The 22,500-nt window shown below is 53.7% G+C and carries 21 protein-coding genes; all 21 read right to left on the bottom strand.

Features of this window, described 5'->3' with window-relative positions; translation table 11 throughout:
* Window positions 1-3 precede the first annotated feature (3 nt).
* A complete protein-coding gene (locus H7F31_RS04245) occupies window positions 4-630 on the bottom strand; it encodes a sugar transferase (protein WP_187103164.1) in 627 nt (208 codons plus the stop codon).
* Between the two features lie 46 nt (window positions 631-676).
* The gene (gene galU, locus H7F31_RS04240) at window positions 677-1,558 is read right to left on the bottom strand and encodes a UTP--glucose-1-phosphate uridylyltransferase GalU (protein WP_187103163.1); all 882 of its coding nucleotides are present in this window, start codon (window positions 1,556-1,558) and stop codon (window positions 677-679) included.
* Window positions 1,559-1,578: 20 nt separating this feature from the next.
* Window positions 1,579-2,208, bottom strand: coding sequence for a hypothetical protein (locus tag H7F31_RS04235; protein ID WP_187103162.1), 630 nt, complete (start codon window positions 2,206-2,208; stop codon window positions 1,579-1,581).
* Window positions 2,209-4,080 carry a polysaccharide biosynthesis protein gene (locus H7F31_RS04230; RefSeq protein ID WP_187103161.1) on the bottom strand — a complete coding sequence of 624 codons (1,872 nt, stop codon included), beginning with the start codon at window positions 4,078-4,080 and terminating at the stop codon, window positions 2,209-2,211.
* A gap of 34 nt (window positions 4,081-4,114) precedes the next feature.
* Window positions 4,115-4,804, bottom strand: coding sequence for a CpsD/CapB family tyrosine-protein kinase (locus H7F31_RS04225; protein ID WP_187103160.1), 690 nt, complete (start codon window positions 4,802-4,804; stop codon window positions 4,115-4,117).
* Window positions 4,785-5,555 carry a YveK family protein gene (locus tag H7F31_RS04220; RefSeq protein ID WP_187103159.1) on the bottom strand — a complete coding sequence of 257 codons (771 nt, stop codon included), beginning with the start codon at window positions 5,553-5,555 and terminating at the stop codon, window positions 4,785-4,787. Before H7F31_RS04220 ends, H7F31_RS04225 begins: the two co-directional genes overlap by 20 nt.
* Window positions 5,556-5,766: 211 nt before the next feature.
* Window positions 5,767-7,878 (bottom strand): S-layer homology domain-containing protein, encoded by a 2,112-nt coding sequence (locus H7F31_RS04215; RefSeq protein ID WP_187103158.1) that lies wholly within the window; start codon window positions 7,876-7,878, stop codon window positions 5,767-5,769.
* 88 nt (window positions 7,879-7,966) lie between these two features.
* Window positions 7,967-8,755 (bottom strand): tyrosine-protein phosphatase, encoded by a 789-nt coding sequence (locus H7F31_RS04210; RefSeq protein ID WP_187103157.1) that lies wholly within the window; start codon window positions 8,753-8,755, stop codon window positions 7,967-7,969.
* 438 nt (window positions 8,756-9,193) lie between these two features.
* The gene (gene lysS / locus H7F31_RS04205) at window positions 9,194-10,717 is read right to left on the bottom strand and encodes a lysine--tRNA ligase (RefSeq protein ID WP_187103156.1); all 1,524 of its coding nucleotides are present in this window, start codon (window positions 10,715-10,717) and stop codon (window positions 9,194-9,196) included.
* Between the two features lie 75 nt (window positions 10,718-10,792).
* The gene (gene greA, locus H7F31_RS04200) at window positions 10,793-11,269 is read right to left on the bottom strand and encodes a transcription elongation factor GreA (RefSeq protein WP_187103155.1); all 477 of its coding nucleotides are present in this window, start codon (window positions 11,267-11,269) and stop codon (window positions 10,793-10,795) included.
* A gap of 294 nt (window positions 11,270-11,563) precedes the next feature.
* Entirely contained in the window at window positions 11,564-12,604 is a 1,041-nt protein-coding gene (gene dusB / locus H7F31_RS04195) for a tRNA dihydrouridine synthase DusB (protein ID WP_187103154.1), read from the bottom strand.
* Window positions 12,605-12,612: 8 nt separating this feature from the next.
* Window positions 12,613-12,825 (bottom strand): helix-turn-helix domain-containing protein, encoded by a 213-nt coding sequence (locus H7F31_RS04190; protein ID WP_087571615.1) that lies wholly within the window; start codon window positions 12,823-12,825, stop codon window positions 12,613-12,615.
* The gene (gene folK, locus H7F31_RS04185; RefSeq protein WP_261800473.1) at window positions 12,777-13,310 is read right to left on the bottom strand and encodes a 2-amino-4-hydroxy-6-hydroxymethyldihydropteridine diphosphokinase; all 534 of its coding nucleotides are present in this window, start codon (window positions 13,308-13,310) and stop codon (window positions 12,777-12,779) included. The genes H7F31_RS04190 and folK overlap by 49 nt, the downstream gene beginning before the upstream one ends.
* Before the next feature lie 256 nt (window positions 13,311-13,566).
* Entirely contained in the window at window positions 13,567-13,944 is a 378-nt protein-coding gene (gene folB, locus H7F31_RS04180) for a dihydroneopterin aldolase (RefSeq protein ID WP_397374649.1), read from the bottom strand.
* A gap of 648 nt (window positions 13,945-14,592) precedes the next feature.
* On the bottom strand, window positions 14,593-15,537 hold the full coding sequence (folP, locus tag H7F31_RS04175; protein WP_187103151.1) for a dihydropteroate synthase: 945 nt from the start codon (window positions 15,535-15,537) through the stop codon (window positions 14,593-14,595).
* A 160-nt stretch (window positions 15,538-15,697) separates the two neighbouring features.
* Window positions 15,698-16,612 carry an aminotransferase class IV gene (locus H7F31_RS04170; RefSeq protein WP_187103150.1) on the bottom strand — a complete coding sequence of 305 codons (915 nt, stop codon included), beginning with the start codon at window positions 16,610-16,612 and terminating at the stop codon, window positions 15,698-15,700.
* Complete coding sequence (gene pabA, locus H7F31_RS04165) at window positions 16,609-17,193, bottom strand: aminodeoxychorismate/anthranilate synthase component II (RefSeq protein WP_087571610.1); 585 nt, start codon at window positions 17,191-17,193, stop codon at window positions 16,609-16,611. The genes H7F31_RS04170 and pabA overlap by 4 nt, the downstream gene beginning before the upstream one ends.
* Window positions 17,194-17,253: 60 nt before the next feature.
* Complete coding sequence (locus H7F31_RS04160; protein ID WP_187103149.1) at window positions 17,254-18,825, bottom strand: anthranilate synthase component I family protein; 1,572 nt, start codon at window positions 18,823-18,825, stop codon at window positions 17,254-17,256.
* Between the two features lie 213 nt (window positions 18,826-19,038).
* Window positions 19,039-19,977 carry a cysteine synthase A gene (gene cysK, locus H7F31_RS04155; protein ID WP_187103148.1) on the bottom strand — a complete coding sequence of 313 codons (939 nt, stop codon included), beginning with the start codon at window positions 19,975-19,977 and terminating at the stop codon, window positions 19,039-19,041.
* Window positions 19,978-20,619: 642 nt separating this feature from the next.
* Window positions 20,620-21,576: a peptidylprolyl isomerase gene (locus tag H7F31_RS04150; RefSeq protein ID WP_187103147.1), complete on the bottom strand. Its 957-nt coding sequence runs from the start codon at window positions 21,574-21,576 to the stop codon at window positions 20,620-20,622.
* A 17-nt stretch (window positions 21,577-21,593) separates the two neighbouring features.
* A complete protein-coding gene (gene hslO / locus H7F31_RS04145; RefSeq protein WP_187103146.1) occupies window positions 21,594-22,499 on the bottom strand; it encodes an Hsp33 family molecular chaperone HslO in 906 nt (301 codons plus the stop codon).
* Window position 22,500: the final 1 nt, after the last annotated feature.

The raw sequence follows: 22,500 nt of genomic DNA, 5'->3' as shown, positions 1-22,500 counted from the left end.
TCCTCAGTTCTGCAAATATTTGTCAGCCCTTTTACTTGATAGGTTACCTGTTCCACCCTCTATAACACCATCTCTTTTAACAACGCTAATCAATGTTCCAAAAAAACATTTGACATCTAGGGAAAAGCCAATGCCTTGAATGTACTGTCCATCAAGTTTGGCCTTTACATCGACTGGCAACTCATCCCTACCATTTATTTGAGCCAACCCAGTTAATCCAGGCAAAACATCATTGGCACCATACTTTTCTCTTTGTTCGATAAGATCATATTGATTCCACAATGCCGGCCTTGGGCCGATAATGCTCATGTGGCCGACAAGTATGTTTATGATTTGTGGTAGCTCGTCCAAACTAGTTTTCCGCAGAAATCCGCCTACCTTGGTAATGTATTGATCCGGGTTCTGCAACAAATGTGTAGGCGTATCCCTCGGCGTGTCGATTCTCATTGTGCGGAACTTCAAAATGTAGAAATGAGACTTACCTTTTCCAACTCGTTTCTGTTTGAATAAAACAGGCCCTTTGGATTCCAGCTTTATTGCAATTACTAGTATGAGAAGTAATGGTGATAATAGTATAAGACCTATTAACGATAGTACGATATCGCCTAATCGTTTTATTCTTATATACATGAATTAATAACACTCCCCGATGTTGTGACATACTATGTTCTTTTTTCTACACGTTGGCCATACGTTCTCTCAACAACGTCTCTAAGTACTCCATCAATTCATCTTTCAGTCCGTCGTTCTTAAGCGCCATCTCTATGGTCGTTTTAATGAAACCCAGCTTCTCTCCCACATCGTACCTAATGCCTTCAAAATCGTAGGCATATACCGCTTCTTGCTGATTCAGAGAAGCAATCGCATCGGTAAGTTGAATCTCGCCCCCCGCGCCCGGCTGTTGATTCTCTAGTATTCCGAATATTTTGGGGCTTAATATATAACGACCCATTATAGCAATATTAGATGGAGCGTCTTCTACCTTCGGTTTCTCAACAAGTCCGCTAACACTAAATAAGCGGTCATGAATCATTTTGCCATCCACGATACCATATCGGGACACTTCATGTTCATGAACGCTTTGGACTCCAATAATGGAGGAGCTGTACCGATCGTATTGTTCAATCATTTGTTTGAGGCATGGTTTCTCGGCTTGTACTATATCGTCGCCAAGCAGCACGGCGAATGGTTCATTGCCGATAAACTTTCGGGCACACCATATCGCATGTCCCAATCCCTTGGCTTCCTTCTGGCGGATATAATGAATGTCGACCATTTTTGAGGACTTCTGTACCTCGCTTAGAAGTTCCATTTTGCCCTTCTCCAACAGGTTCTGCTCCAACTCAAAGGAGTTGTCGAAGTGGTCTTCAATGGCTCGCTTGCCCTTACCCGTTACAATAATAATATCCTCAATGCCTGATTCGACCGCTTCCTCGACGATATATTGGATGGTCGGCTTGTCTACTATAGGAAGCATTTCTTTAGGCATTGCCTTAGTAGCTGGGAGGAAGCGTGTGCCTAGCCCCGCAGCAGGAATAATGGCTTTCCTTACTCGCATGTCGTCTCCTCCTGTCAGCTCTACTTGTCCTTGGATACCTCTTCATAGCTTCTGCCTTGGCTCATACCATACTTTTTGGCGATTTCTATAAGCTCGTCGTACTGCTCCGGGGTAAGTCGGTCTAGAATAAGTGTGCGAGCTTCCTTCTTTTCCTCTATGCCAAGTCCGCCACTTGCAAGCTCTTGTAACGCTTTAATATCATCCATGCTAAGCTGCTTTAAGAATACGGAAGCCAGTTGCGCTTTTTCCGCGACTGTAATCTTATCTTGTACATCCTTAGCTTTATCCGTCGATATCTCTGCGGAGTAGCCATTAGTTGGGCTAGGCTTGCTTTCAACTTCAGACTGGTTGTTTTGGCCACCTGCGCTACCATCAGTTTCTGCTTGCTCCTCTGAACCCTCACCACCCGGCTCACTAGTAGTAGCTGGCTGATCCACAGTCCCATCCCCGCCACCGCTTGGAGCGTCCGTAGGTGTAGTAATGACTTCCTCCAGCAGCTCGTCCTCTAAACTAGCTGAAAGCTGTGCAATCATTTTGTCCATCGCATAGTTCGCTGCAAAGAGACCGCCTACGCCAAGCACGACAATGATGGAAGCTGCCCATATCAGAACCTTTTTCCAAGTCTTCATCTTTGGTTTGCGTTGTCTCATCTAGATCGCCCTCCGATCATGTTGTAACTCAGGCTCAAGGGTAAATGCGACATGTTCCTGTATAAAGAATGGTACTAATTGTTCAATGGCTGCCTTCACAACTTGCGGCTCGGAGCCGATAATGTTCTTAAGATGCAAAAGCTTGAGCTCCAGCTCCTGGCGATCGAGAGATTGAGCCTTGCCTACGAAGATGCGCTCATGCTGGGTTGCCGTAGTCGCTTCGGCTTCGGTCAGCAGCTCCTCGTACAGCTTCTCGCCTTCGCGCAAGCCGCTAAAGCGGATCGGTATGTCGACATCCGGCTCCAGACCGGACAAACGAATCAGATCCTTGGCAAGATCCAAAATACGGACCGGCTTACCCATGTCCAGGATAAAGATTTCGCCACCGCGTGCGAATGCGCCAGCCTGAATGACAAGCTGAACGGCCTCCGGAATCGTCATGAAGTAACGAACCATCTCCGGATGGGTTACCGTTACGGGTCCGCCGGCTTCGATCTGCTCCTTAAAGCGAGGGATGACGCTGCCCCTGCTGCCTAGCACGTTGCCGAATCGAACAGCTACGAATTGGGTGCGGCTAGTATTATTGATACTCTGTATGTACATCTCGGCAATTCGTTTCGTCGCGCCCATAATGCTAGTGGGGTTGACTGCCTTGTCGGATGAGATCATAACGAAACGTGACGCGCCGTGCTTGTCCGCCGCATCGGCGACGTTGCGAGTGCCGAACACATTATTTTTGATCGCTTCGGACGGGTTGCGCTCCATGAGAGGAACATGTTTATGCGCAGCCGCGTGGAAGACCACTTGCGGCTTGAATTGCCCGAATACTTGATCCATACGCTCTCGATCCTGTATGTCTGCAATAACGGTCTCTATGGCAACCTGGGCGAACCTCGTTCTAAGCTCCATCTCGATGGTGTAGATACTGTTCTCGCCATGCCCCAGAAGCAATAGCTTGCTTGGAGAGAAAGAGGCGATCTGACGGGAAAGCTCCGAACCGATGGAACCGCCCGCGCCCGTAACCAGGACAATCTTGCCCGTTACATAATCCATGACGCCATTTAAATCAATATTGACGGGTTCTCTGCCCAACAAGTCTTCGACCTCGACATTACGCAACGTCTGGATCGCCAGCTTGCCGGTAATAATATCGTCGATTGCCGGTATGATCTTCACCTTGGCGCCCGTCGTCATACATATATTAATAAGGTCGCTAATCTCCGCTCGCTTGGAAGACGGCATGGCAATGACGATGTCATGAACATGATGCATCTTCACAACATCTACGATGTCGCCACGACTGCCGAACACGGGATAACCCATGACCTGCATATAGCGCTTGTAAGGATCGTCATCGATAAAGCCAACAAGCTTGCTTTGGGTAAAGCTGCGATTCGTCATTATTTCCTTGGCAATAAGCGCCCCGCAATCGCCTGCTCCCACGACCAATATATTCGTTTTCATCTCATTCTTGGCTGATCGGTTAACCCGGATAAGCCGCCATATAAAGCGCGAGCCTCCCATAAACAACAGCATGGTCTCTAACGTTCTAGTCGTGATCGACAACGGCACTCGATTGCCTGTAATCAAGTAAGTCCATAGATAGGCTAGTACAATGCCCGTTATTACTGCTTTCACTAACCCAATTATTTCGCCAATACTGGCATACTGCCACATCCGCCTATACATATCGAAGTAAGCGAACGTTAAGCTGACGGCCAAGGTCGAGGCTGCTGCAAATACAAATAATTGCGAGACATAGCCGGGAGGGATGTCTGCATTGAATCGGAACAGATAAGCAATGACTATTGACGCCCATATGATTAGAAAGTCAACTACCAGTATAATAAAATTCCTTCTCCGTACACTCATCCCATTTCACCTCCGGCTTTCGTATAAGCCCCGCTTATTCCTGTGTTCCGTAATAGTAGTAGTAAGCTTCTTCATTGGCCTTGCGCTTCACGTTGTTCAGTACGACACCCAGTATTCGCGCATTTACAGCCTGCAGGTTTTGAATCGCCTTCTTGGCGATGTCGCGCTTTACCCTGCCCTGGTCGACGACCAAGATAGCTCCATCACACTTGCTTGCTACGATCTGAGCATCCGTAACGGCTAGCAATGGCGGGGTATCGATCAGGATGACGTCGTATTGCGACTTGAGATGTTCAATAATCGCAGACATCCGGTTAGAGCCTAACATCTCCGCCGGATTTGGTGGGATTGTCCCCGACGTCATGACATTCAGATTCGGAATATCCGTCATCTGGACAACCTCTTCGATGGTGCATTGCTTCGAGATAACGGACGATAGTCCCCATCTGTTGGAGACGGAGAAGGTATGATGGGCAGTAGGTTTCCGCAGATCGGCGTCAATCAGCAGCGTATTGCGCTCTGACTGTGCGTAAGCGACTGCGAGATTCGCAATCGTCGTCGACTTGCCTTCGCCCGGTCCCGCGGAAGAAACCATAATGACCTGCAGCTTCTCGTCGATAGAGGAGAAGTCTATGTTCGTACGCAGGGCCCGGTAGGACTCCGATATCGGAGAACGGGAATTCGTAAGGGTAATCAACTGACGTTTATTTTTCGACCGTGACACGCTCTAATTCCCCCCTGACGTAAGGTTTATTGGCTTTTTTGCGCGATTGATCCTGTCCGGAATCCTCCGCATTCATCTTGGATATCATGGCTAGTGTTGGTTGATCCAGATATTCCAACACATCCGCTTCCGTCTTAATCGTGTCATCGAGGTATTCCAGCAGGAAGACGATACCGACGCCAACCATTAATGAGACGACGAATGCAATGGCGATATTAAGCGGCACGTTTGGCGATACGGGTCCAGGCTCGCGCGTCGGATCCGCCTCATTTAGAATGGACACATTCTCCACCTTAAAAATATGCTGAATCTCCTCGCGGAACACTTTCGACACGGCATTTACGGTCTCCGCCGCTTTACGATATTCCGTATCCTCCACGACCAGCGTCATCACTTGCGTGTTATTAACGGAGCTGACCTTGATCTTTTGCGCCAACTGCTCTGCCGTTAACCCAAGCTCAGGGTAACCTTCTTCTACCTTATCCAGGATAGCCGGCGTCTTGATGATTTCCTTGTATGTATCAATCATGCGAATATTCGTATTTATTTGGTTCAAGTCCAGCTGTCCTGTCGTTAGCTGCGATTGGGTCTGATTAACGATGATCTTCGTCGAGGCTTCGTATAGAGGGTCCTTAAAGAACAGGCTGAATACGGCCGCAGCCGCAGAGCTGAGAAGAACGAGTATGAGTATGAATGGGAGTCTCTTGCGAATAATAGTCATGTACTGTCGCAAATCTAGTTCGTTTGACACTTAATACTCCTCCATTAGGCACAGCACAAATCTCTTTTTCATGCCTTTTGAACTATGAATATCCTAATATTAACCTATGATCCGATATATTACTACAACATTGGCGGTAATCGCGAAAAAATCTTCCTCCCATCCACATGGGAGGAAGATTATTCCATTAGTAACACCATGCCGAGTTTATGACTCAGCGCAATGTACGATCAACTTTTAATTAAACCTCAAAGTTGAATGCACGGTAGATGATAACAGCAGCTTGAGCGCGTGTTGCGCTTGCGTTAGGAGCGAACTTGCCTCCGTTGCCTACTACAATGCTATGTTCGGCAGCAAACGCCACGCCTTGCTTCAGCGTTTCGTTAATTTGCTCCGCGTCGGCGAAAGCTTGCAGCGCTTTTTCGACATCTTCAATGTCTGCTGCACCGCTCGTTGCTTTTAGACCGCGTGCAACCATCGTAGCCATCTCTGCGCGTGTAACTTCAGCATGCGGATCGAATCTCGTTGCGGAGCGGCCATAGATAATGCCGTTCTCGGAAGCTGCAGCAATGTAAGGAGCGTACCATGCGTCATCTTCCACGTCTGCGAATTTTTCCTTTGCAGCCTGGTTGTTCAGGTCAAGCGCGCGAACGAGCATTTTCGCGAATTGTGCGCGGGTTACTTTGGCCGATGGGTCGAATTCGCCTTCCAGCTTGCCATGAATAACTCCTTTAGCCGCAATGACTTCGATTGCGCGGCCAGCCCATGCATCTACGCTCGCCGTGTCGTCGAAGGAAACAGAGTTCTCTACGACTACATAGGACGAGAAGGAATCGCGGCTCTCGATGATTGTTTTGCCTTTGACGCGGCCGCCGTGGAATTCAAGACCTTCCTCTAAAATCTTGGCAACGGTCAGAAGCTCGATATCAAGACCCTTCGTATCGCCTAGCGGGAACGTAATCTGAATCGGCTTGCTAAAGGTTGTTACTGCCTTGCCGCCAACGTTGAGGTTGAACTCGTATACATCGGAAACTGCGGACAAGCCGCCTGTTACTTCATCCGTAGCTTCGGATTTGTTGATCTTGAAGTCTACAGCATTGGAGAACGTACCGCCAACCGGCAGATCAACCACCAGGCCGCTAACTTTCAGAATAATGCCTGTGAGTCCAACCTCAACAGCTTTCTTCATGACAGCGTCGGATAGAGCAATAACAAGATTATCTTGGACAACGTTGCCGAAATCGACCGTTACATCCAGGTTTTCGATTGTTTCGCCAGTCGCTTCTTCAAGAGCGTCAACAACTGCGCCAATACCGGCGATGGCAGCCAAAGCCTTGTTCTCGTCCAGCTTCAGCGTCGCAACATCACCACTAACGGTTACCGAGTTGGCCAGATCGGACAGTTTGTCGATCAAAGCTTGCGCCTCTGCAATCGCTTCTGCGATAAGCTCAGCCTTCTCCTCGTCGCTAGCGTTTTCCAGCTTCTCGGCAAGCTCCTCAAACTTCTCTTCCAGCGCTTTAACTTCGGCTGGAATATCGATAGTTGCAGGAGGTACGTAGATGCCGCTGCCTGGGTTTCCAGTACCCGGGTTAGCCAGGTATTTGTATGCCTCATACAAGGCAATTGCTGCATTAGTAAACTGCGTTTGGTTAATTTCATCCTTCACATTACCAAGTACACTGACTACGTCTTCCGTCTTTATTCCGTAGTGCAAGAACACTTGCTCGGCTGCATATGTCCCCGGCAGAGCCGCAAGAATCTCTTCGAACAGATCGTTTAAAGCAGCCGAGTCAGTTATCAGAGCATTAATAGCATTTAAGTTTAATGTGCGAAGCTTATTCATTACTGCATCTTGTACAGCGAGAAAATACTCAACTACATCGTCAACTGTCAGATCAGTAATGCCGGCAGCTGTTGCATACTCTTTCAGATCGTCCGCGTACTCTTCGCGAATCGCTTCCAGTTCGTCAACAGATGGGCTATACGATAGTTCAATAGCTTCAATAAGCAAATCTCTTAGTCTGTCTTTCTTTAATTCCGAGGCTGCATCGCTTCCTGGAATCAGCTTGGATACGATTGGTACAGCAATCGCGCTCTTCTGCGATGGGGTAAGAGCTTCGAACGACGAACGAAGAGTCGTCACCGCGTTCATGCCACCCGTAACGTTAAGAGCGTTATAAACTGTGTTGATACGGTTAATCAAATCTTGGCTCGTTAAAGTAGCCGCGGATACCACCCCGCCAAAACCAAGCTTCTCAGACAGCCCCTTGCTGCTGAGAGGAATTCCCGCGAATGCGGACATCGCTACGCTTGCCGCGATTGTCGTTACCGCTAGTTTTCTTTTAAAAGTCACTTTCAATCACCTCTATATTAGAATTAATGCACCCGCCTGTTAGGACAGACGCAAATGGAACCTCATTAACACGGTCTTGCGTTCTTCTCTAGCGCGCAAAGATGGTCGACAACAGCTTCTTGACCTTGCCGCCGGACCTGGTTGGATCGATATACGGTTGCTCGCCAAAAGGTCTGTCATGCAGGATACCGGCTGCGTTGGTCTTGAGGTAGACGACCCACTGTTCTCCCATTGTTCTCTCAATGAACGAATAGGCTTCGCCCATACGAAATCCTCTTCGCTGCACATGATGCGCATCCGAGGATAACAGATGAATGCAGCCCCTTCTCATTAATTCCATGGAAGTTTGTTCGATTCGTCTCCCGAAGCCCCCAAGCAGCGAATGAGTCGTGACCTGCGCGCAAGCGCCGATCTCGATCAACTCCTCCAGCCGCTCCGGATGTTTGACCACCTCGGCATTGCGTTCCGGATGGGCGATCACCGGTGTCAGCCCCAATAGAACCAGCTCGTGCACAAGCTCCGACATTCCCTTGGGAATACGGGACGAAGGCATCTCCAGCAGAATAAATCTGGAGCTCGCCAGCGTAAGCAGCTCACCGCGATGCCACGCATCCAGCAAATCATCGTGCACGCGAATCTCCTGGCCGGGATACACCCTTAGAGGTATACCCGATTCTTGCCATCGCTCATTGCATTCTTCTACTAATGTAAGTATTTCTGCAGCTGGGTTGAGATAAGTGCCGTTGGCATGATGAGGCGTTGCAATCAATAATGTAATCCCGTCCTCGCATGCGGCAAGAGCCAGGTCCGCGACATCTTCCGCGTTCGCGGCTCCATCGTCGATTCCGGGCAGAATATGCGTATGTATGTCGATCATGATGGCAACCTCCTTACTACTTCTTTATCGGTCGCTGGCTGCTATTTTGAAAGGATATGCGGAAATCGACACTTTTGAATCATCAAATTAGTCAATTCGGCATAAGTAGACAGACTACGACTGGAGGTTCTATCATTAATTACTAGTATATAGCACCTCTTCCGTGCGGGTAAAGGAAGAATCTGTCTATGAAAACGCTTAACAAGCGTTTATGACAACTTTGATGATTAAAATGACTCTTTACTCCTACTTTCGACATGAGTCGACAGGTATATTTTCAGTGCGAAAGATGCATTTTCAGGTAGTTATTTTGATAAACTTTTCCATAATAAAGAAGGGTTCAGCCCCAATATGCGTACATACACTTGAAATGCCCAAAACAAAACCGCCCAGCTATACTGAGCGGTCGATTAAATATGTTAGTCGTCGGTGCCGAAATTATTCGCCCGAACGCAGCTCCCGCATATGAGGGAAGAGCAGCACGTCGCGGATGGATGGCGCATCGGTTAGCAACATGACCAAACGGTCGATGCCGATGCCGAGTCCGCCCGTAGGCGGCATGCCGTACTCCAGCGCGCGGATGAAGTCGTCATCCATCTCATGCGCCTCGTCGTTGCCTTGATCCTTCTCGATGAGCTGCGACTCGAAGCGTTCGCGCTGGTCGATCGGATCGTTAAGCTCGGTGAACGCGTTGGCATGCTCGCGAGCCACGATAAACAGCTCGAAGCGATCCGTGAAGCGCGGGTCGGCCTCGCTCTTCTTCGCCAGCGGCGAGATCGCGACAGGATGGCCCATGACGAACGTCGGCTGGATCAGCGTGGACTCGCAGCGTTCTTCAAAGAACGCGTTAAGAATGTGGCCGAACGTCATATGCGGCTCTACCGGAATCTTATGCTCCTTGGCCAGCGCATGCGCTTGTTCGTCGGTCATTTCGACTCCGAAGTCGACGCCTGTCACTTCTTTGACGAGATCGACCATGGTTACGCGGCGCCAAGGCGGCGTCAGGTCCACTTCCTGGCCCTGATAGTTGATCTTGGTCGTGCCCAGCACCTCTTGCGCGATATGGGCGATCAGGTTCTCTGTCAGCGCCATGATGTCCTTGTAGTCGGCATACGCCTCGTACAATTCGATCATCGTAAACTCCGGATTATGACGCGTGGAGATGCCTTCGTTGCGATAGACGCGGCCAATCTCGTAGACCTTCTCGAGGCCGCCGACGATCAGGCGCTTTAGATGCAGCTCGATGGCAATCCGCATATACAACTGCATGTCCAGCGCATTATGATGCGTGATAAAAGGACGCGCAGCGGCGCCTCCCGCGATGCTGTGCAGCGTCGGCGTCTCGACCTCGAGGTAGCCCAGCGAGTCGAGGTATCTGCGCATCGACTGGATGATGCGGGAACGCGTGATAAACGATTGCTGCACGTCGGGGTTGACGATCAGATCGACGTAACGTTGGCGATAGCGCAGCTCGACGTCCTTAAGACCGTGATGCTTGTCCGGCAGCGGCAGAAGCGACTTGGTCAGTACGTCGACGTCCAGCGCTTTGACGGATACTTCGCCTGTGTTTGTTTTGAACACGGTGCCCTGTACGCCTACAATATCGCCGATGTCGAGCAGATCGAACGCCGCGAACTTGTGCTCGGCCACCGAATCTTTGCGCACATAGATCTGGATCCGTCCGGAGAGGTCCTGGATGTGGGCGAAGCCCGCCTTGCCCATGCCCCGCTTCTGCATGATGCGGCCGGCGATGCTGACCTTAACCGCCTTCTCCTCCAGCTCTTCCTTGCTGAGGCCTTCGTACTCGGTCAGAATGTCCTTGGCATGATGCGTGCGCTCGAACTTCCGTCCGAACGGATCTACGCCGAGTCCTCTCAATTCATCCAGCTTGTCTCTGCGAATCTGCAAAAGCTCGCTCAGCTCCTGCTCGTTGTTCAACTCTTGTTCCGACAATGCTTCCATCTCCTTTTGACCACAAGATGCATAAACGTTCAAAAAGCTTCCCGTGAGGAAGCTTTCGAAATCGGCGTTCACGCCTTATTTCTTGATATCGATGATTTTATATTGAATAACTCCCGCCGGCACGTTCACTTCTACGACCGTCCCCTTCTTCTTCCCAAGGATGGCCTTGCCGACAGGGCTTTCATTCGAGATCTTGTTCTGGAGCGGATCGGACTCCGCCGTGCCGACGATCGCGTATTCCATCGTATCATGGAACTCCAGGTCTTCTACGGTCACGATCGAACCGATGCTTACGGTATCGATGTCGATGTCGTCATTATTAATGATCCGCGCGTTGCGAAGCATCTTCTCAAGGGTAATGATGCGGCCTTCGATAAAGGCTTGCTCATTCTTCGCGTCCTCGTATTCGGAGTTCTCGCTAATGTCACCGTAACCGATGGCAATCTTGATCCGTTCGGCAACTTCACGACGCTTAACCGACTTCAGATTCTCAAGCTCTTCTTCAAGCTTCTTGAGCCCATCTTGAGTCAGAATGATTTGCTTATCGTTCATCTTCCCGATTCTCCTGTCGCGTGACTAATTTTCATACCGTGTATGAATTCACTGTTACTTAATATATTACGTATTGGGTAGTACAGACCAACGCTCTAATAAAGCGCATTCTATATGAAAACTTTGATTATATTGGACGATTATATTGCAACGTACCACGAATGTCAATCGAAGTCAGACTATTCGGTGTAAGCTGCTCCCGTCGGTCTCGCAGCCCATGACGACACAAAGCGGTTACTGTCGACTGATGTCGAATAACCGCTTGTAGTACATATTAATGAGAGGTCGCTTCCCTTAGTGAACAATCTCCTCTGCGATAGCGCGGTTCGCGCTTGCGGAAGGCGCCGGAGCTCCTTCGGCTTCATTCTCCAGTGAAGAAATATACGTCTCCAGGATGGAGACCATGCGGTCACGGCCCGTCTCTTCCATGATGGCGTCCTTGACGCGAGCGCCGCCCGGCAGTCCCTTGAGGTACCAAGCCAGATGCTTGCGCATCTCGCGTACGGCGACCGCTTCGTTCCTGAGCGCGATCAGGCGGTCCAGGTGGAGTATCGCGACCTCCATCTTCTCGCGTGGCGCTGGATCGCCGAGCAGCTCGCCATTTTGCAAATACTGGATCGTGCGATACAGCATCCACGGATTGCCCAGCGCGCCGCGCCCGATCATGACGCCGTCGACGCCCGTCGTGTCCAGCATCCGCTGCGCATCCTCGGGCGAGAAGACGTCGCCGTTGCCGATGACTGGAATGTTTACGTTATTTTTGACATCTCTTATGATGTCCCAGTTGGCCTTGCCCGTATACTGCTGCTCCCGAGTCCGTCCGTGCACGCTAACCGCCTTGCCTCCCGAGCGTTCGACCGCCTGGGCGTTCTCGACCGCATATACATGCTCGTCATCCCAGCCGATGCGCATCTTTACGGTAACCGGCTTGTCGACGGCATCTACGACGGAGGATACCATCTCGTAGATCTTGTTCGGATCCAGCAGCCAGCGGGCGCCTGCGTCGCACTTCGTTACCTTCGGCACCGGACAGCCCATGTTAATATCTATAATATCCGCGTTCGTCTGCTTGTCGACGACCTTGGCGGCTTCCACGAGCGATTCGCGGTCCCCTCCGAAGATCTGCAAGCTAAGCGGCTTCTCGCGCTCGTCGACGAACAACATTTCCATTGTACGCTTGTTGCCGTGCAGAATGGCCTTGTCGCTCACCATCTCGGCGCAGACGAGCCCGGTTCCAAACTCCTTGGCAATTAAGCGAAAAGCAGGGTTGCACACGCCTGCCATCGGCGCCAGTACCACTCTGTTCTTCATCTGGATGTCCCCGATTCTCAGCATGCCGCTCCTTACTCCCCCCTAATTGTCATTAGTTCTTCGTAGCTGATGCCAAGCGTCTTCGCAATATGATGCAGCAGCTTGGGGTCGTTTCTGCGCGTCCCGCGTTCCAACGATCCAAGTACCGCAACCGATACGCCCAGCTCCTTGGCCAGCTCCTGCTGTGTGTAGCCTTTCAGCTTCCTGAAGGCTCTGACGCGCTGCGCCAATTGATTGTTTTCCATAACGTAATGCCATCCTTTCCTGCCTGAAGCGCCGCAACGGACGTCGTGGACACCTGCTCATGCAGCGGATGCGAACTCGAGATCACATCATGCAGCGGAACAAGGACGAATGCGCGTTCCATCATGCGCGGATGCGGCAGCGTCAGCTCCTCTTGATCCATTCTGACATTATCGTACAGGAGAAGATCAAGGTCAATGGTTCTCGGTCCCCAACGTTCTTGTCGAATTCGCCCGAGGGCGCTCTCCAGCCGCAGCTGCGTCCGCAGCAGCTCAAGCGGCGCCAGCTCGGTCTTGACGGCAACCGCCATGTTCAGGAAGGCCGGCTGGTCGGTGTAGCCGACGGGATCCGTCTCGTAGATGCCCGACACGGCCGTCACTTCGATGCCGGGCTGGTTGTTAAGCTCCCCGATCGCTCGCATGAGATGCGCCTCTCGGTCGCCCATGTTGGAGCCGAGGGCGATGTAGGCGGCGACAGGTGCCGACAACGGCGAGACAAGTGCTGGCTCAGCGGCAGATTCCGCAGGCGATTGCGATGCGGATGGCTGCGGGGCCGTGGTCTGGGCGACTGCTTCAATAGGCGCCGACAACGGCGAGACAATTGCCGGCCTAGCGGCCGATTCCGCAGGCGATTGCGGTGCGGATGGCTGCGGCGCCGTGGTCTGGGCGACCGCCTCAGCGGCTGGCGCTGCGTCGGCATGCCCCGCGTTGCCGATTTCCTTGGCGGGGGCCTGTGATGCCGCCTTATGCTCGGATGATGCCGCCATGGCCGTCCCGCTTTCTCCGCAGCTCGATCGTCACGCCGTCGAAGTGAATGTCGAACGGCGGATGCGGCTTCGTCACGCGCACCGTGACTTCGTTGATCCTAGTATAAGTCTCCAGCAGACGCGATGCAATGCAGCCCGCCAACGCCTCGATCAGCTTGAAGGGTGGCCCCTCTACGATACTTTTCGTCAATGCGTGCAGTTCGGCATAATTGACTGTTGCCTCCAAATCATCCTCCCGCGCCGCTTGATCCAGATCCAGGCTCAGCTCGAGATCCACATAGTATTGCTGCCCCAGCTTGTTCTCCTCGGGGAATACGCCATGATAGCCATAGAAACGCATACCTGTTACCTTCATCAAATCCACTATAGTTGCTCCTTCCTCCTGCATGTGCTTTTCCCTTATGCGAGCCGCTCCCCATGCGTGCCGCTTCCGACAAAGTAACCTGGGTTAAAGGTCCTCGGTTGGCGGCATAGACAAGCCGAGGGCGTCACACGTGTACGTTAGTGCGCCTGCCGGGCGGGCAGCTGCAGGCTCCGCTGCGTGCAGTTGCGGCTTCGCTGCGTGCAGTTGTGGCTTCGCTACGGACAGTTGCCGCTTCGCTGCGTTCCGCCGTCTCGCTCAATCGTTCGCTTGGCGAAGAATGTCGGCTTCGCGACCCCGCTCAACCGCACGCTTGACGAATTAAGGGAAATTGTCCCTCTAAATTCTCCATACCCACCTATCTATCGACACTAACAGGAAAAGCGCCCTTTAATATGCCACCTACAGCCTTGTGCTTGGCAAATTGCCTCAATTAGTGGGAGGTTTTCCTTCTGTTAGTGCTGATATGCGCCTACGTTCGCGATTAGTGGGAGGTTTTCCCGCTAAAGGAGCCGACAAACGAGGCGGAGCAGGGGGAAAGGGAATCTCACGGCTAAATAAGTCAGCCGACCGTCGAGCGAGGTTCTCCCAGCTAACTGAGTCGCCTGACGGACGAGCCGGGGGAGAAGTACCGCCTAGTATTTAGTCGCTCAAATAATGGATGGCGTCCGCCATCAGCGCCGTGAGCTTCATCTCGCGCACATCGTGCACGCGCATGATCTGAGCGCCATGCGCGATGCCCAGCGCGACGGTCGCCGCCGTGCCCCAGGCGACCTGATCGACCGGCAGATCCAGCGCCTGCCGGATAAACCGCTTGCGCGAGGTGCCCAGCAATATGGGGCAGCCGAGCGCCGTCAGTTCCCGCAGGCGACCGAGCAGGGCGAGGTTGTCCTCGTAGGTTTTGGCGAAGCCGATGCCTGGGTCTACCCAGATGGCATCCTCGGCGACGCCAGCCGCCAGGGCGAGGCCGATGCTGCCGCGCAGATCGGCGAGCACGTCCGGGACGAAGTCGGTGTAGTCCCGGGCGTGTCTGTTATGGCTGACGATGACGGGGCAGCCGTATTCCGCCGCTACGGCGGCCATGTCGGGGTCGCTCTTGAGACCCCAGATGTCGTTGATGATATGCGCGCCGGCTTCCAGAGCGGCGCGAGCGGTCGATGCCTTATACGTGTCGATCGACAACGGAATATGCGGCAGCGCAGCGCGCACTGCGGCAATAACCGGCACGACGCGACGAATTTCTTCTTCGGCGCTGACGGTGTCGAAGCCCGGCCTGGTCGATTCGCCGCCGATGTCGAGAATGTCGGCGCCTTGCTCTACCATGCTGCGGGCGTGGGCCACGGCTGCTTCCACATCCATATATCGTCCGCCGTCCGAAAAGGAATCCGGCGTCGCGTTCAAGATGCCCATGATCAACGTCCGATCTCCCAGCGACAACTGTATGCCGCCGCCCAGGTCGTAGCTCCGCTTACGAAAGATCGGAGCAAAAGCAACTTCGCTCGCGCCCGTCAATTGGACATCGCGTCGATCCTCTGTATCTTCTCCCCGCACCTCTCGCGCTCCACCAGACTGATTCCTGCTGTCCATCACTTATCGTCCTCCCTGCTGCTACAGTTACTCTCCGTACTTTCTATCGGCCGAATACACCAGTCATCCATACCCATTGGGCGAGCGCCAGGATCCGATGTGTTAGCGCTGGGGGAAGGCACTCGCACGATCGGCTTGCCGCATCGGCCGCTACATATTCTTACAGTGTTGCCGCTTCCGTGTCGGATCGATACATGTCCAGCAGTTCCAGCGTCAGAGCTCCCGCTTCGCCAATGCCAACCTTGCGCTCCAGACCGTCCCAGTCGATGAGCCTGGTTACCGGCACCAGCTCCTGAATAGAGTTCGTCAGCCACACTTCCTCCGCCTCAAGCAGTTGTTCCCATGTGTACAAGCCTTCCTCGACCTCATAGCCCGTATCACGCGCCAGCTCTATCACGCGCGCTCGCGTCACGCCAGGCAAAATACCCGTCTCAATGCAAGGCGTATAGATTACGCCCTGACGAAGGAAGAACAAATTGCTCACGATACCTTCCGTCAACCAGCCGTCCCGGCTCAGCATCAGCCCCTCCGCGCCAGGGGAAGGCAACGACGCTATCTGCTCGGTCCGGTCTCGACCATTCAACCCCAACATCTCCCGCTTGGCGATGATGTTGTTCATATAATGTAGCGACTTGAACCGCACCGTACCTTCTGGGCTGTTCCTCCGCGTGCGAAGCAGTCGCAGCTCCCGGCCTCGGCGCAGCGCGTCCACCCCGACCACCGGAAGCGACTTGGCCAAGATCAGCACGGTTGGGTCGCTGTAGTCGCCAACAGGCAACCCCAGCTCGCCAACTCCGGCACTGACGGTCAGCCGAATGTAGCCGTCAGCCAGTCCGTTCGCGGCGAGCAGCGCCGTTATCTCCCTGCGCAGCTCATCCGCCTTCATGGCGAACGGAATACCCAGCTCCATGCATCCGCCGCGCAGCCTGTCCAAGTGCCGTTCCAGCAAGTACGGCTCCCCGCCATAGGTGCGGAACGTCTCGAACAACCCAAGCCCGTACAAAAAGCCGTGATCATATACCGAGATCACGGCTTCTCCCCCATCTACGATGCTACCGTTCAGCCATATCTTCATCGTTGCAGTGTTCCGGCCGTATGACGCAGGAAGTTGCGAAGCATCGCGTGACCGTGATCCGTAATGATGGATTCCGGATGGAACTGCACGCCTTCAATCGCATACTCCTTGTGACGAAGCGCCATAATCTCGCCTTCGGCCGTCTCTGCGCTAATCTCGAGGCAATCCGGCAAAGTCTCCCGCTTCACGATGAGCGAGTGGTACCGCGTCGCGGTAAATGGAGACTCCATCCCCTCAAAGAGCGTTCGGCCATCATGATGGATCAAGGACGTCTTGCCGTGCATCAGCTTCTCCGCCCGCACCACTTCGCCGCCGAACGCTTGTCCGATGGATTGATGCCCGAGACAGACGCCGAAAATCGGGATAACCCCCTTAAAGCGTTCGATCAGCGCCAGACTAATGCCCGCCTCGTTCGGAGAGCACGGCCCCGGCGAGATCAGGATATGATCCGGACGAAGCGCCTCGATGCCCGCCAGATCAATCTCGTCATTCCGTTTGACCACAATCTCCTCGCCCAGCTCTCCCAGATACTGCACCAGATTGTACGTAAACGAATCATAGTTGTCGATGACCAAAATCATGTTTCGTCTCCCCCTCGTCCTCTTCTCTTCTCATCGTGAATGCGACTGCTTTGCTCTGCTCTACTCCGCCGCGAAACGGCCGCTGTATTCGATTGCCTTCCACAGCGCCTTGGCCTTGCTCAGAGACTCGTAATATTCGCGTTCCGGATCGGAATCGATTACGATGCCCGCTCCGGCTTGAATGTGCACAATCCCGTCCTGTACCGCCATCGTTCTAATAATAATATTAAATTCCATATCTCCGTTATAGTCAATCCATCCCATCGATCCCGTATATGGACCGCGGCGAACGGGCTCCAGCTCCTCGATGATCTCCATCGTTCGAATTTTCGGCGCTCCCGTGATCGTGCCGCCAGGAAATGTCGCGGCAATGACATCATAAGCATCCTTACCCTCGGCAAGCTCCCCGTCGACCTGCGAGACGAGATGCATCACGTGAGAATAACGTTCGACGACCATAAGCTCCTTCACCTTAACCGTCCCGTACCTGGAGATACGTCCAAGATCGTTGCGCTCCAAATCGACGAGCATAATGTGCTCGGCAATCTCCTTCTCGTTCGTGCGCAGCTCCTCCTCGAAACGCAAATCCTCTTCCTCCGTACGCCCTCGGCGTCTGGTGCCCGCGATGGGACGCGTACCGAGCCGGCCGTCCACGAGCTCGACCAGCAGCTCCGGCGACGCGGATACCAGCTGAAAATCAGGACATCGCAGAAAGCCCATATACGGCGATGGATTAAACAATCGCAGCCATTCGTACAGCTCCTCGGGCGCAGCCTCCACCTTGCGGCTCTGACGCTGGGACAGATTCACCTGGAACACATCCCCTTGCCCGATGTAATCCTGAATCCGGCGAACGGCATCCTGGAACGCATCCTTCGTAAAAGGCGAGTTCAGCCCTTGCAGCTCTTCGATATTAATGTGGAGCGAATCATTTTCCAGCAGCGCCTTCCGGCGTTCACGCAGAGCCTGCGCGCGACCTGTCGCCTTCTCTTCCTCGAACCAAGTCAGCCAATAATCGGCCATCCCTTCCGTCCGGGACACGGACCGATCATACGCCTCGCGAAGCGCCTCCTCCGAAGTATCGATCTCCACCGGACTATGGACGACGCAATACACGACGGAACGCTCATGGTCGACAACCCAGAGCTCGTTCATCCGCATGAACAAGTAGTCCGGAATATTCGTGTCGTCTGCAGCGACCTCGGGCAGCTTCTCAATGGTGCGAACGATGTCGTAACTCCAGAAGCCCGCGCAGCCGCCCAACCACTTCGGCCCCCGATCCAGACGCGGCCCCCGGCTATCGCCCATCCACTGACGAACGATGTCCAGCGGCTTGCCCTTCCAGTGCTTGCGCTGGGCGGCCTGCTCTTCGAGCGACAGAAAGGTCATCGACTCGGCTTCCAGCCCTTTGCCCCTAATAACGCCATCGGGATGCGCTCCCAAATAAGTGAAGCTGCCGACCTTGCCGCTCTCCAATACGAACGCATACGGCGATGCGTCCTGCCACACTTCCTCCCAGGAAGCGATTATATCTCCGCCATGCGGTTGATAAGGCAGCTCCAGTACGCAGGGCAACGTCGTATACTTCCCTTCGGCACGCCACCGAAGCCATTCTTCCCAAGCGGTGACCATCACCCTCGCCCCCCGTCCTTCTTTCTTGTTAGCGCCTAGTATACCGAATCGGCCCGCAAAAGAAAAGCGCCTTCCACTCCGCAGAATGAAAGGCGCTTAGGTATATTTCGTTGCGCTGTGTCATGCAAATTCGCCACACGCCGTCATCGGTCCTTCTCCCTATACCGCCAGGATGCCTCATGATGGGATGCGTGCTGCATGAATCGCGTAGTCTTAGTTCTCGAAGTTGAACAGCGGCGTGCTGAGGTAACGTTCGCCGTTGCTTGGAACGATAGCGACAACGCGCTTGCCTTTACCCAGCTCTTTTGCCACTTTCAGCGCCGCGCTGATAGCCGCTCCGGAGGAGATGCCGCAAAGGATGCCTTCTTCTTTCGCCGCGCGACGAGCGTATTCGAACGCTTCTTCGTTCTCAACAGTAAGAACGCCGTCATAGATCTCGCGGTTCAGAATGTCCGGCACGAAGTTGGCGCCGATGCCTTGAATCTTATGCGGACCGGGGGTGCCGCCGGATAAGATCGGGGAAGCCGCAGGCTCTACCGCATAGATCTTGATGCCTTCAAAGTTCTGCTTAAGCACTTCGCCTGCGCCAGTGATCGTGCCGCCCGTGCCAATACCCGCGATAAACGCGTCAAGCTTGCCGTCGAGGGAGTTGATCGCTTCTACAATCTCGGGTCCCGTCGTCTCGCGGTGAATCTTCACGTTCGCCTGGTTCTTGAATTGTTGCGGCAAGAAGTATGTCGCATTCTCCTTCACCAGCTCTTCTGCCTTGCGAACTGCGCCGTTCATGCCTTCCGATCCTGGCGTCAGCACGAGTTCCGCGCCGTATGCGCGAAGCAGGTTGCGACGCTCAAGGCTCATCGTCTCAGGCATAACCAAAATAGCCTTGTAGCCCTTAGCTGCCGCTACCATAGCAAGACCGATACCCGTGTTGCCGGATGTCGGCTCGACGATCGTGTCGCCCGGCTTCAATACGCCTTCTTGCTCCGCTACTTCGATCATGCTGATCGCGATGCGGTCCTTTACGCTTGCTCCCGGGTTCTGGTACTCCAGCTTCACGTATATTTCTGCGCTATCTTCAGGTACGAGGCGGTTCAGACGAACCAGTGGTGTATCGCCGATAAGTTCTGTAATGCTTTGCACAATTCTTGCCATAAGTGAAAAGCCTCCTTAATCCGACTAAAATAGTTGGTATTATACTTATTCCATCTTAACAATCTCATGCTTCCGTTGTCAATAGCTACTTTGCAGGCGTTTTTCAGCCCAGGAACCGCACAGGTACAGACAACCCCTTCATCCCTCGAATGGACGGAACCTTCATGGTTGCTTCATGGTTACCCCAACTTCCTCTAACCCGCATTCGACGATGGAGTACATGCATGCTATAACATCAGATTTGCCGGAAGCTACGTTCCAACACCAACATTACTGTTCCCGCACCGCCGCCAACTCACCCGAGCAGTCACCACTTGTGTACGATTTTTCATACTCGTCGCACCCTATTCGCCGCTTCTGCACCACTTCTATATGATTTTTCATACTCATTTCACCATATCCACCGCTACTACACCACTTGTGTATGATATTTCATACTCATCGCACCCTATCCGCCGCTTCTGCACCACTTGTGTATGATTTTTCATACTCATCGCACCGGAAGGCATGCCGCAGCAACTATGCAGGCACAGTCGAGCTATAATACTCCTGCCTCGTAACGCCGCCCAAACGCCCTACCGTCCAACGTAGCGGCGCCCGAAACGACAAAAAGGCGCAACCGTCCAGCGGCCGCGCCCTTCGCTACTTCATCACAACCGCCTCATGCCGGGCGAGCAGCTCCTGCTCCATCTCGGCCATCGGCTTCGCCCGCTCCAGCGCAAGCTGTTTGCGCACCGTGGCGAGCAAGAGCCCGCCCGTGAGCACCTTCGTCGACTTCGCTCCCATGAGCTGAATGACGGCGAAGCCAGACTCCAGCGCGATGGGGCCGGCCGTCTCCCCGATAGAGAGCAGACCGGCTTCGGCGAGCATCGCGCCGTCGTAGAACGGGTCCTCCGCCTCGATAAAGCCGAGATCGCCGCCCGTATCGCGCGTAAACTCGTCCATGGAGTACGCCTTCGCCAGCTCTTCGAACGAATCGCCGTCCGTCAGCTTGTCTACAATATCATTGCTCTGCCGCCGCGTCTCCGTAAGAATCCAGCGCAGATGGTACTCCGTCCTGGGCGCAAATCGCTCCGGATGCGCGTCAATATATTGCCGCGCCTCCTCGTTCGTCACCGTCACCGTAGCCGCAGTAATGGCTTCGAGCAGCAGCCTGTAACGGATATCCTCCATGACCTGCTCCCTGCGAAGTCCCAGCTGCTCCTCCATAACGGTAAAAAACCGCTCCTCGCTCTCGTACCCTTCGGCCGACAATGCCAGTTCGCGGTCTATCTCCTCTTGCGTTACCTTGATGCCCTTCATGGCCGCTTCCAACCCCATCGCCTCGCGAAGCATCAGCGTCCGAAGCACGGCATCGCCGTATTGCTTGTACAGCTCCTCGGTCAATTGGCGCCTTGTAATCGGCTTGCCGCCTACCGAGGCGATCGCCTCGTCTCCCGGCAGGACCTCCGGGCCCTCGCCGTCCTCCACGGGGGGAGAAACGTCCGTCCCTCGGCCGAAAGCATTCGGCAACATCTTTACCAGCACGGCCCCCGTCAGCGCAATCAAGCAGATCGCTTGCAGAATGACGACTGCCTTCAGCACTTCTCCTCTTTTCATAGTTTCCTGGCCTCCGGTTATTGAACTGGCTTAGGTTTGGCCTGCTCCAACAACTGCTCCAGCTGCGCTTGTCCAAAAGTAAATGCCTCGTTGCAGAAGTGGCAGACGACTTCCGCTTGGCCGTCTTCGTCGATAATGCTCTGAATTTCCTGCTGTCCCAAACTGATCAACGTCTGCTCCACGCGCTCTGCGGTGCATTGGCACTTAAAGGCAAGATCCATCGTGCTATGAATAACGACATCCTCGCCCACAACCCGCTTAAGCAACCCTTCGGGCGTCTCGCCTTGCGACAGCAGCGTCGTGACCGGCGGCATAACCCCGATCGCTTGTTCCAGACGCGTAATCTCCGCATCGCTTAGACCCGGCAGCAATTGTACGATGTAGCCGCCCGCATGAAGCACGGAATTGTCGGTATCCACCAGCACGCCCACGCCAACCGCCGAAGGCGTCTGCTCCGATACCGCAAAATAATAGGTGAAGTCCTCCGCGAGCTCGCCCGAAATAATCGGAACGCTGCCGCGATACGGCTCCTTTAGCCCCAGATCCTTCGTAATGTGCACATAACCGCTCGTGCCGACCGCGCCTGCCACGTCGAGCTTGCCATGTTCGTTGCTGCCATGATGCGCCTGAGGATTCTCCACGTAGCCGCGCAATTCGCCATCCGCATTCGCGTCAACGACGACTTGTCCGATCGGTCCGTCGCCCTTTACTTGAATCGTCAGCTTCTCCTTGCCCTTGAGCATCGCGCCCATCATCGCGCCGACGGACAAGGTCCGGCCCAGCGCGGCCGTAGCCGTCGGGAACGTATCATGTCTGCGGCGAAGCTCTTCCACCAGATTGGTCGTCCGGCAGGCGAACACGCGAATTTTGCCGCCCCAGGCCGTTCCGCGCACCAGAATGTCGTTCAATTGCCCTTGCTCCATT

Source organism: Paenibacillus sp. PAMC21692, assembly GCF_014303795.1.
GTDB classification, from domain to species: domain Bacteria; phylum Bacillota; class Bacilli; order Paenibacillales; family Paenibacillaceae; genus Pristimantibacillus; species Pristimantibacillus agaridevorans.
Note: the sequence above shows the minus strand (reverse complement) of the source record. Positions and strands in the feature narration are given on the sequence as shown.

What these genes read in the sequence shown, in the direction of transcription:
- H7F31_RS04190 (WP_087571615.1), bottom strand. Translation starts at nt 12,825, where the DNA reads ATGGAAAACAATCAATTGGCGCAGCGCGTCAGAGCCTTCAGGAAGCTG.
- greA (WP_187103155.1), bottom strand. Translation starts at nt 11,269, where the DNA reads ATGAACGATAAGCAAATCATTCTGACTCAAGATGGGCTCAAGAAGCTT.
- galU (WP_187103163.1), bottom strand. Translation starts at nt 1,558, where the DNA reads ATGCGAGTAAGGAAAGCCATTATTCCTGCTGCGGGGCTAGGCACACGC.
- H7F31_RS04170 (WP_187103150.1), bottom strand. Translation starts at nt 16,612, where the DNA reads ATGAAGATATGGCTGAACGGTAGCATCGTAGATGGGGGAGAAGCCGTG.
- lysS (WP_187103156.1), bottom strand. Translation starts at nt 10,717, where the DNA reads ATGGAAGCATTGTCGGAACAAGAGTTGAACAACGAGCAGGAGCTGAGC.
- H7F31_RS04150 (WP_187103147.1), bottom strand. Translation starts at nt 21,576, where the DNA reads ATGAAAAGAGGAGAAGTGCTGAAGGCAGTCGTCATTCTGCAAGCGATC.
- H7F31_RS04160 (WP_187103149.1), bottom strand. Translation starts at nt 18,825, where the DNA reads ATGGTCACCGCTTGGGAAGAATGGCTTCGGTGGCGTGCCGAAGGGAAG.
- H7F31_RS04230 (WP_187103161.1), bottom strand. Translation starts at nt 4,080, where the DNA reads ATGAGTGTACGGAGAAGGAATTTTATTATACTGGTAGTTGACTTTCTA.
- H7F31_RS04210 (WP_187103157.1), bottom strand. Translation starts at nt 8,755, where the DNA reads ATGATCGACATACATACGCATATTCTGCCCGGAATCGACGATGGAGCC.
- folB (WP_397374649.1), bottom strand. Translation starts at nt 13,944, where the DNA reads ATGAAGGTAACAGGTATGCGTTTCTATGGCTATCATGGCGTATTCCCC.
- H7F31_RS04235 (WP_187103162.1), bottom strand. Translation starts at nt 2,208, where the DNA reads ATGAGACAACGCAAACCAAAGATGAAGACTTGGAAAAAGGTTCTGATA.
- pabA (WP_087571610.1), bottom strand. Translation starts at nt 17,193, where the DNA reads ATGATTTTGGTCATCGACAACTATGATTCGTTTACGTACAATCTGGTG.
- H7F31_RS04245 (WP_187103164.1), bottom strand. Translation starts at nt 630, where the DNA reads ATGTATATAAGAATAAAACGATTAGGCGATATCGTACTATCGTTAATA.
- cysK (WP_187103148.1), bottom strand. Translation starts at nt 19,977, where the DNA reads ATGGCAAGAATTGTGCAAAGCATTACAGAACTTATCGGCGATACACCA.
- folP (WP_187103151.1), bottom strand. Translation starts at nt 15,537, where the DNA reads ATGGACAGCAGGAATCAGTCTGGTGGAGCGCGAGAGGTGCGGGGAGAA.
- dusB (WP_187103154.1), bottom strand. Translation starts at nt 12,604, where the DNA reads ATGCTGAGAATCGGGGACATCCAGATGAAGAACAGAGTGGTACTGGCG.
- hslO (WP_187103146.1), bottom strand. Translation starts at nt 22,499, where the DNA reads ATGGAGCAAGGGCAATTGAACGACATTCTGGTGCGCGGAACGGCCTGG.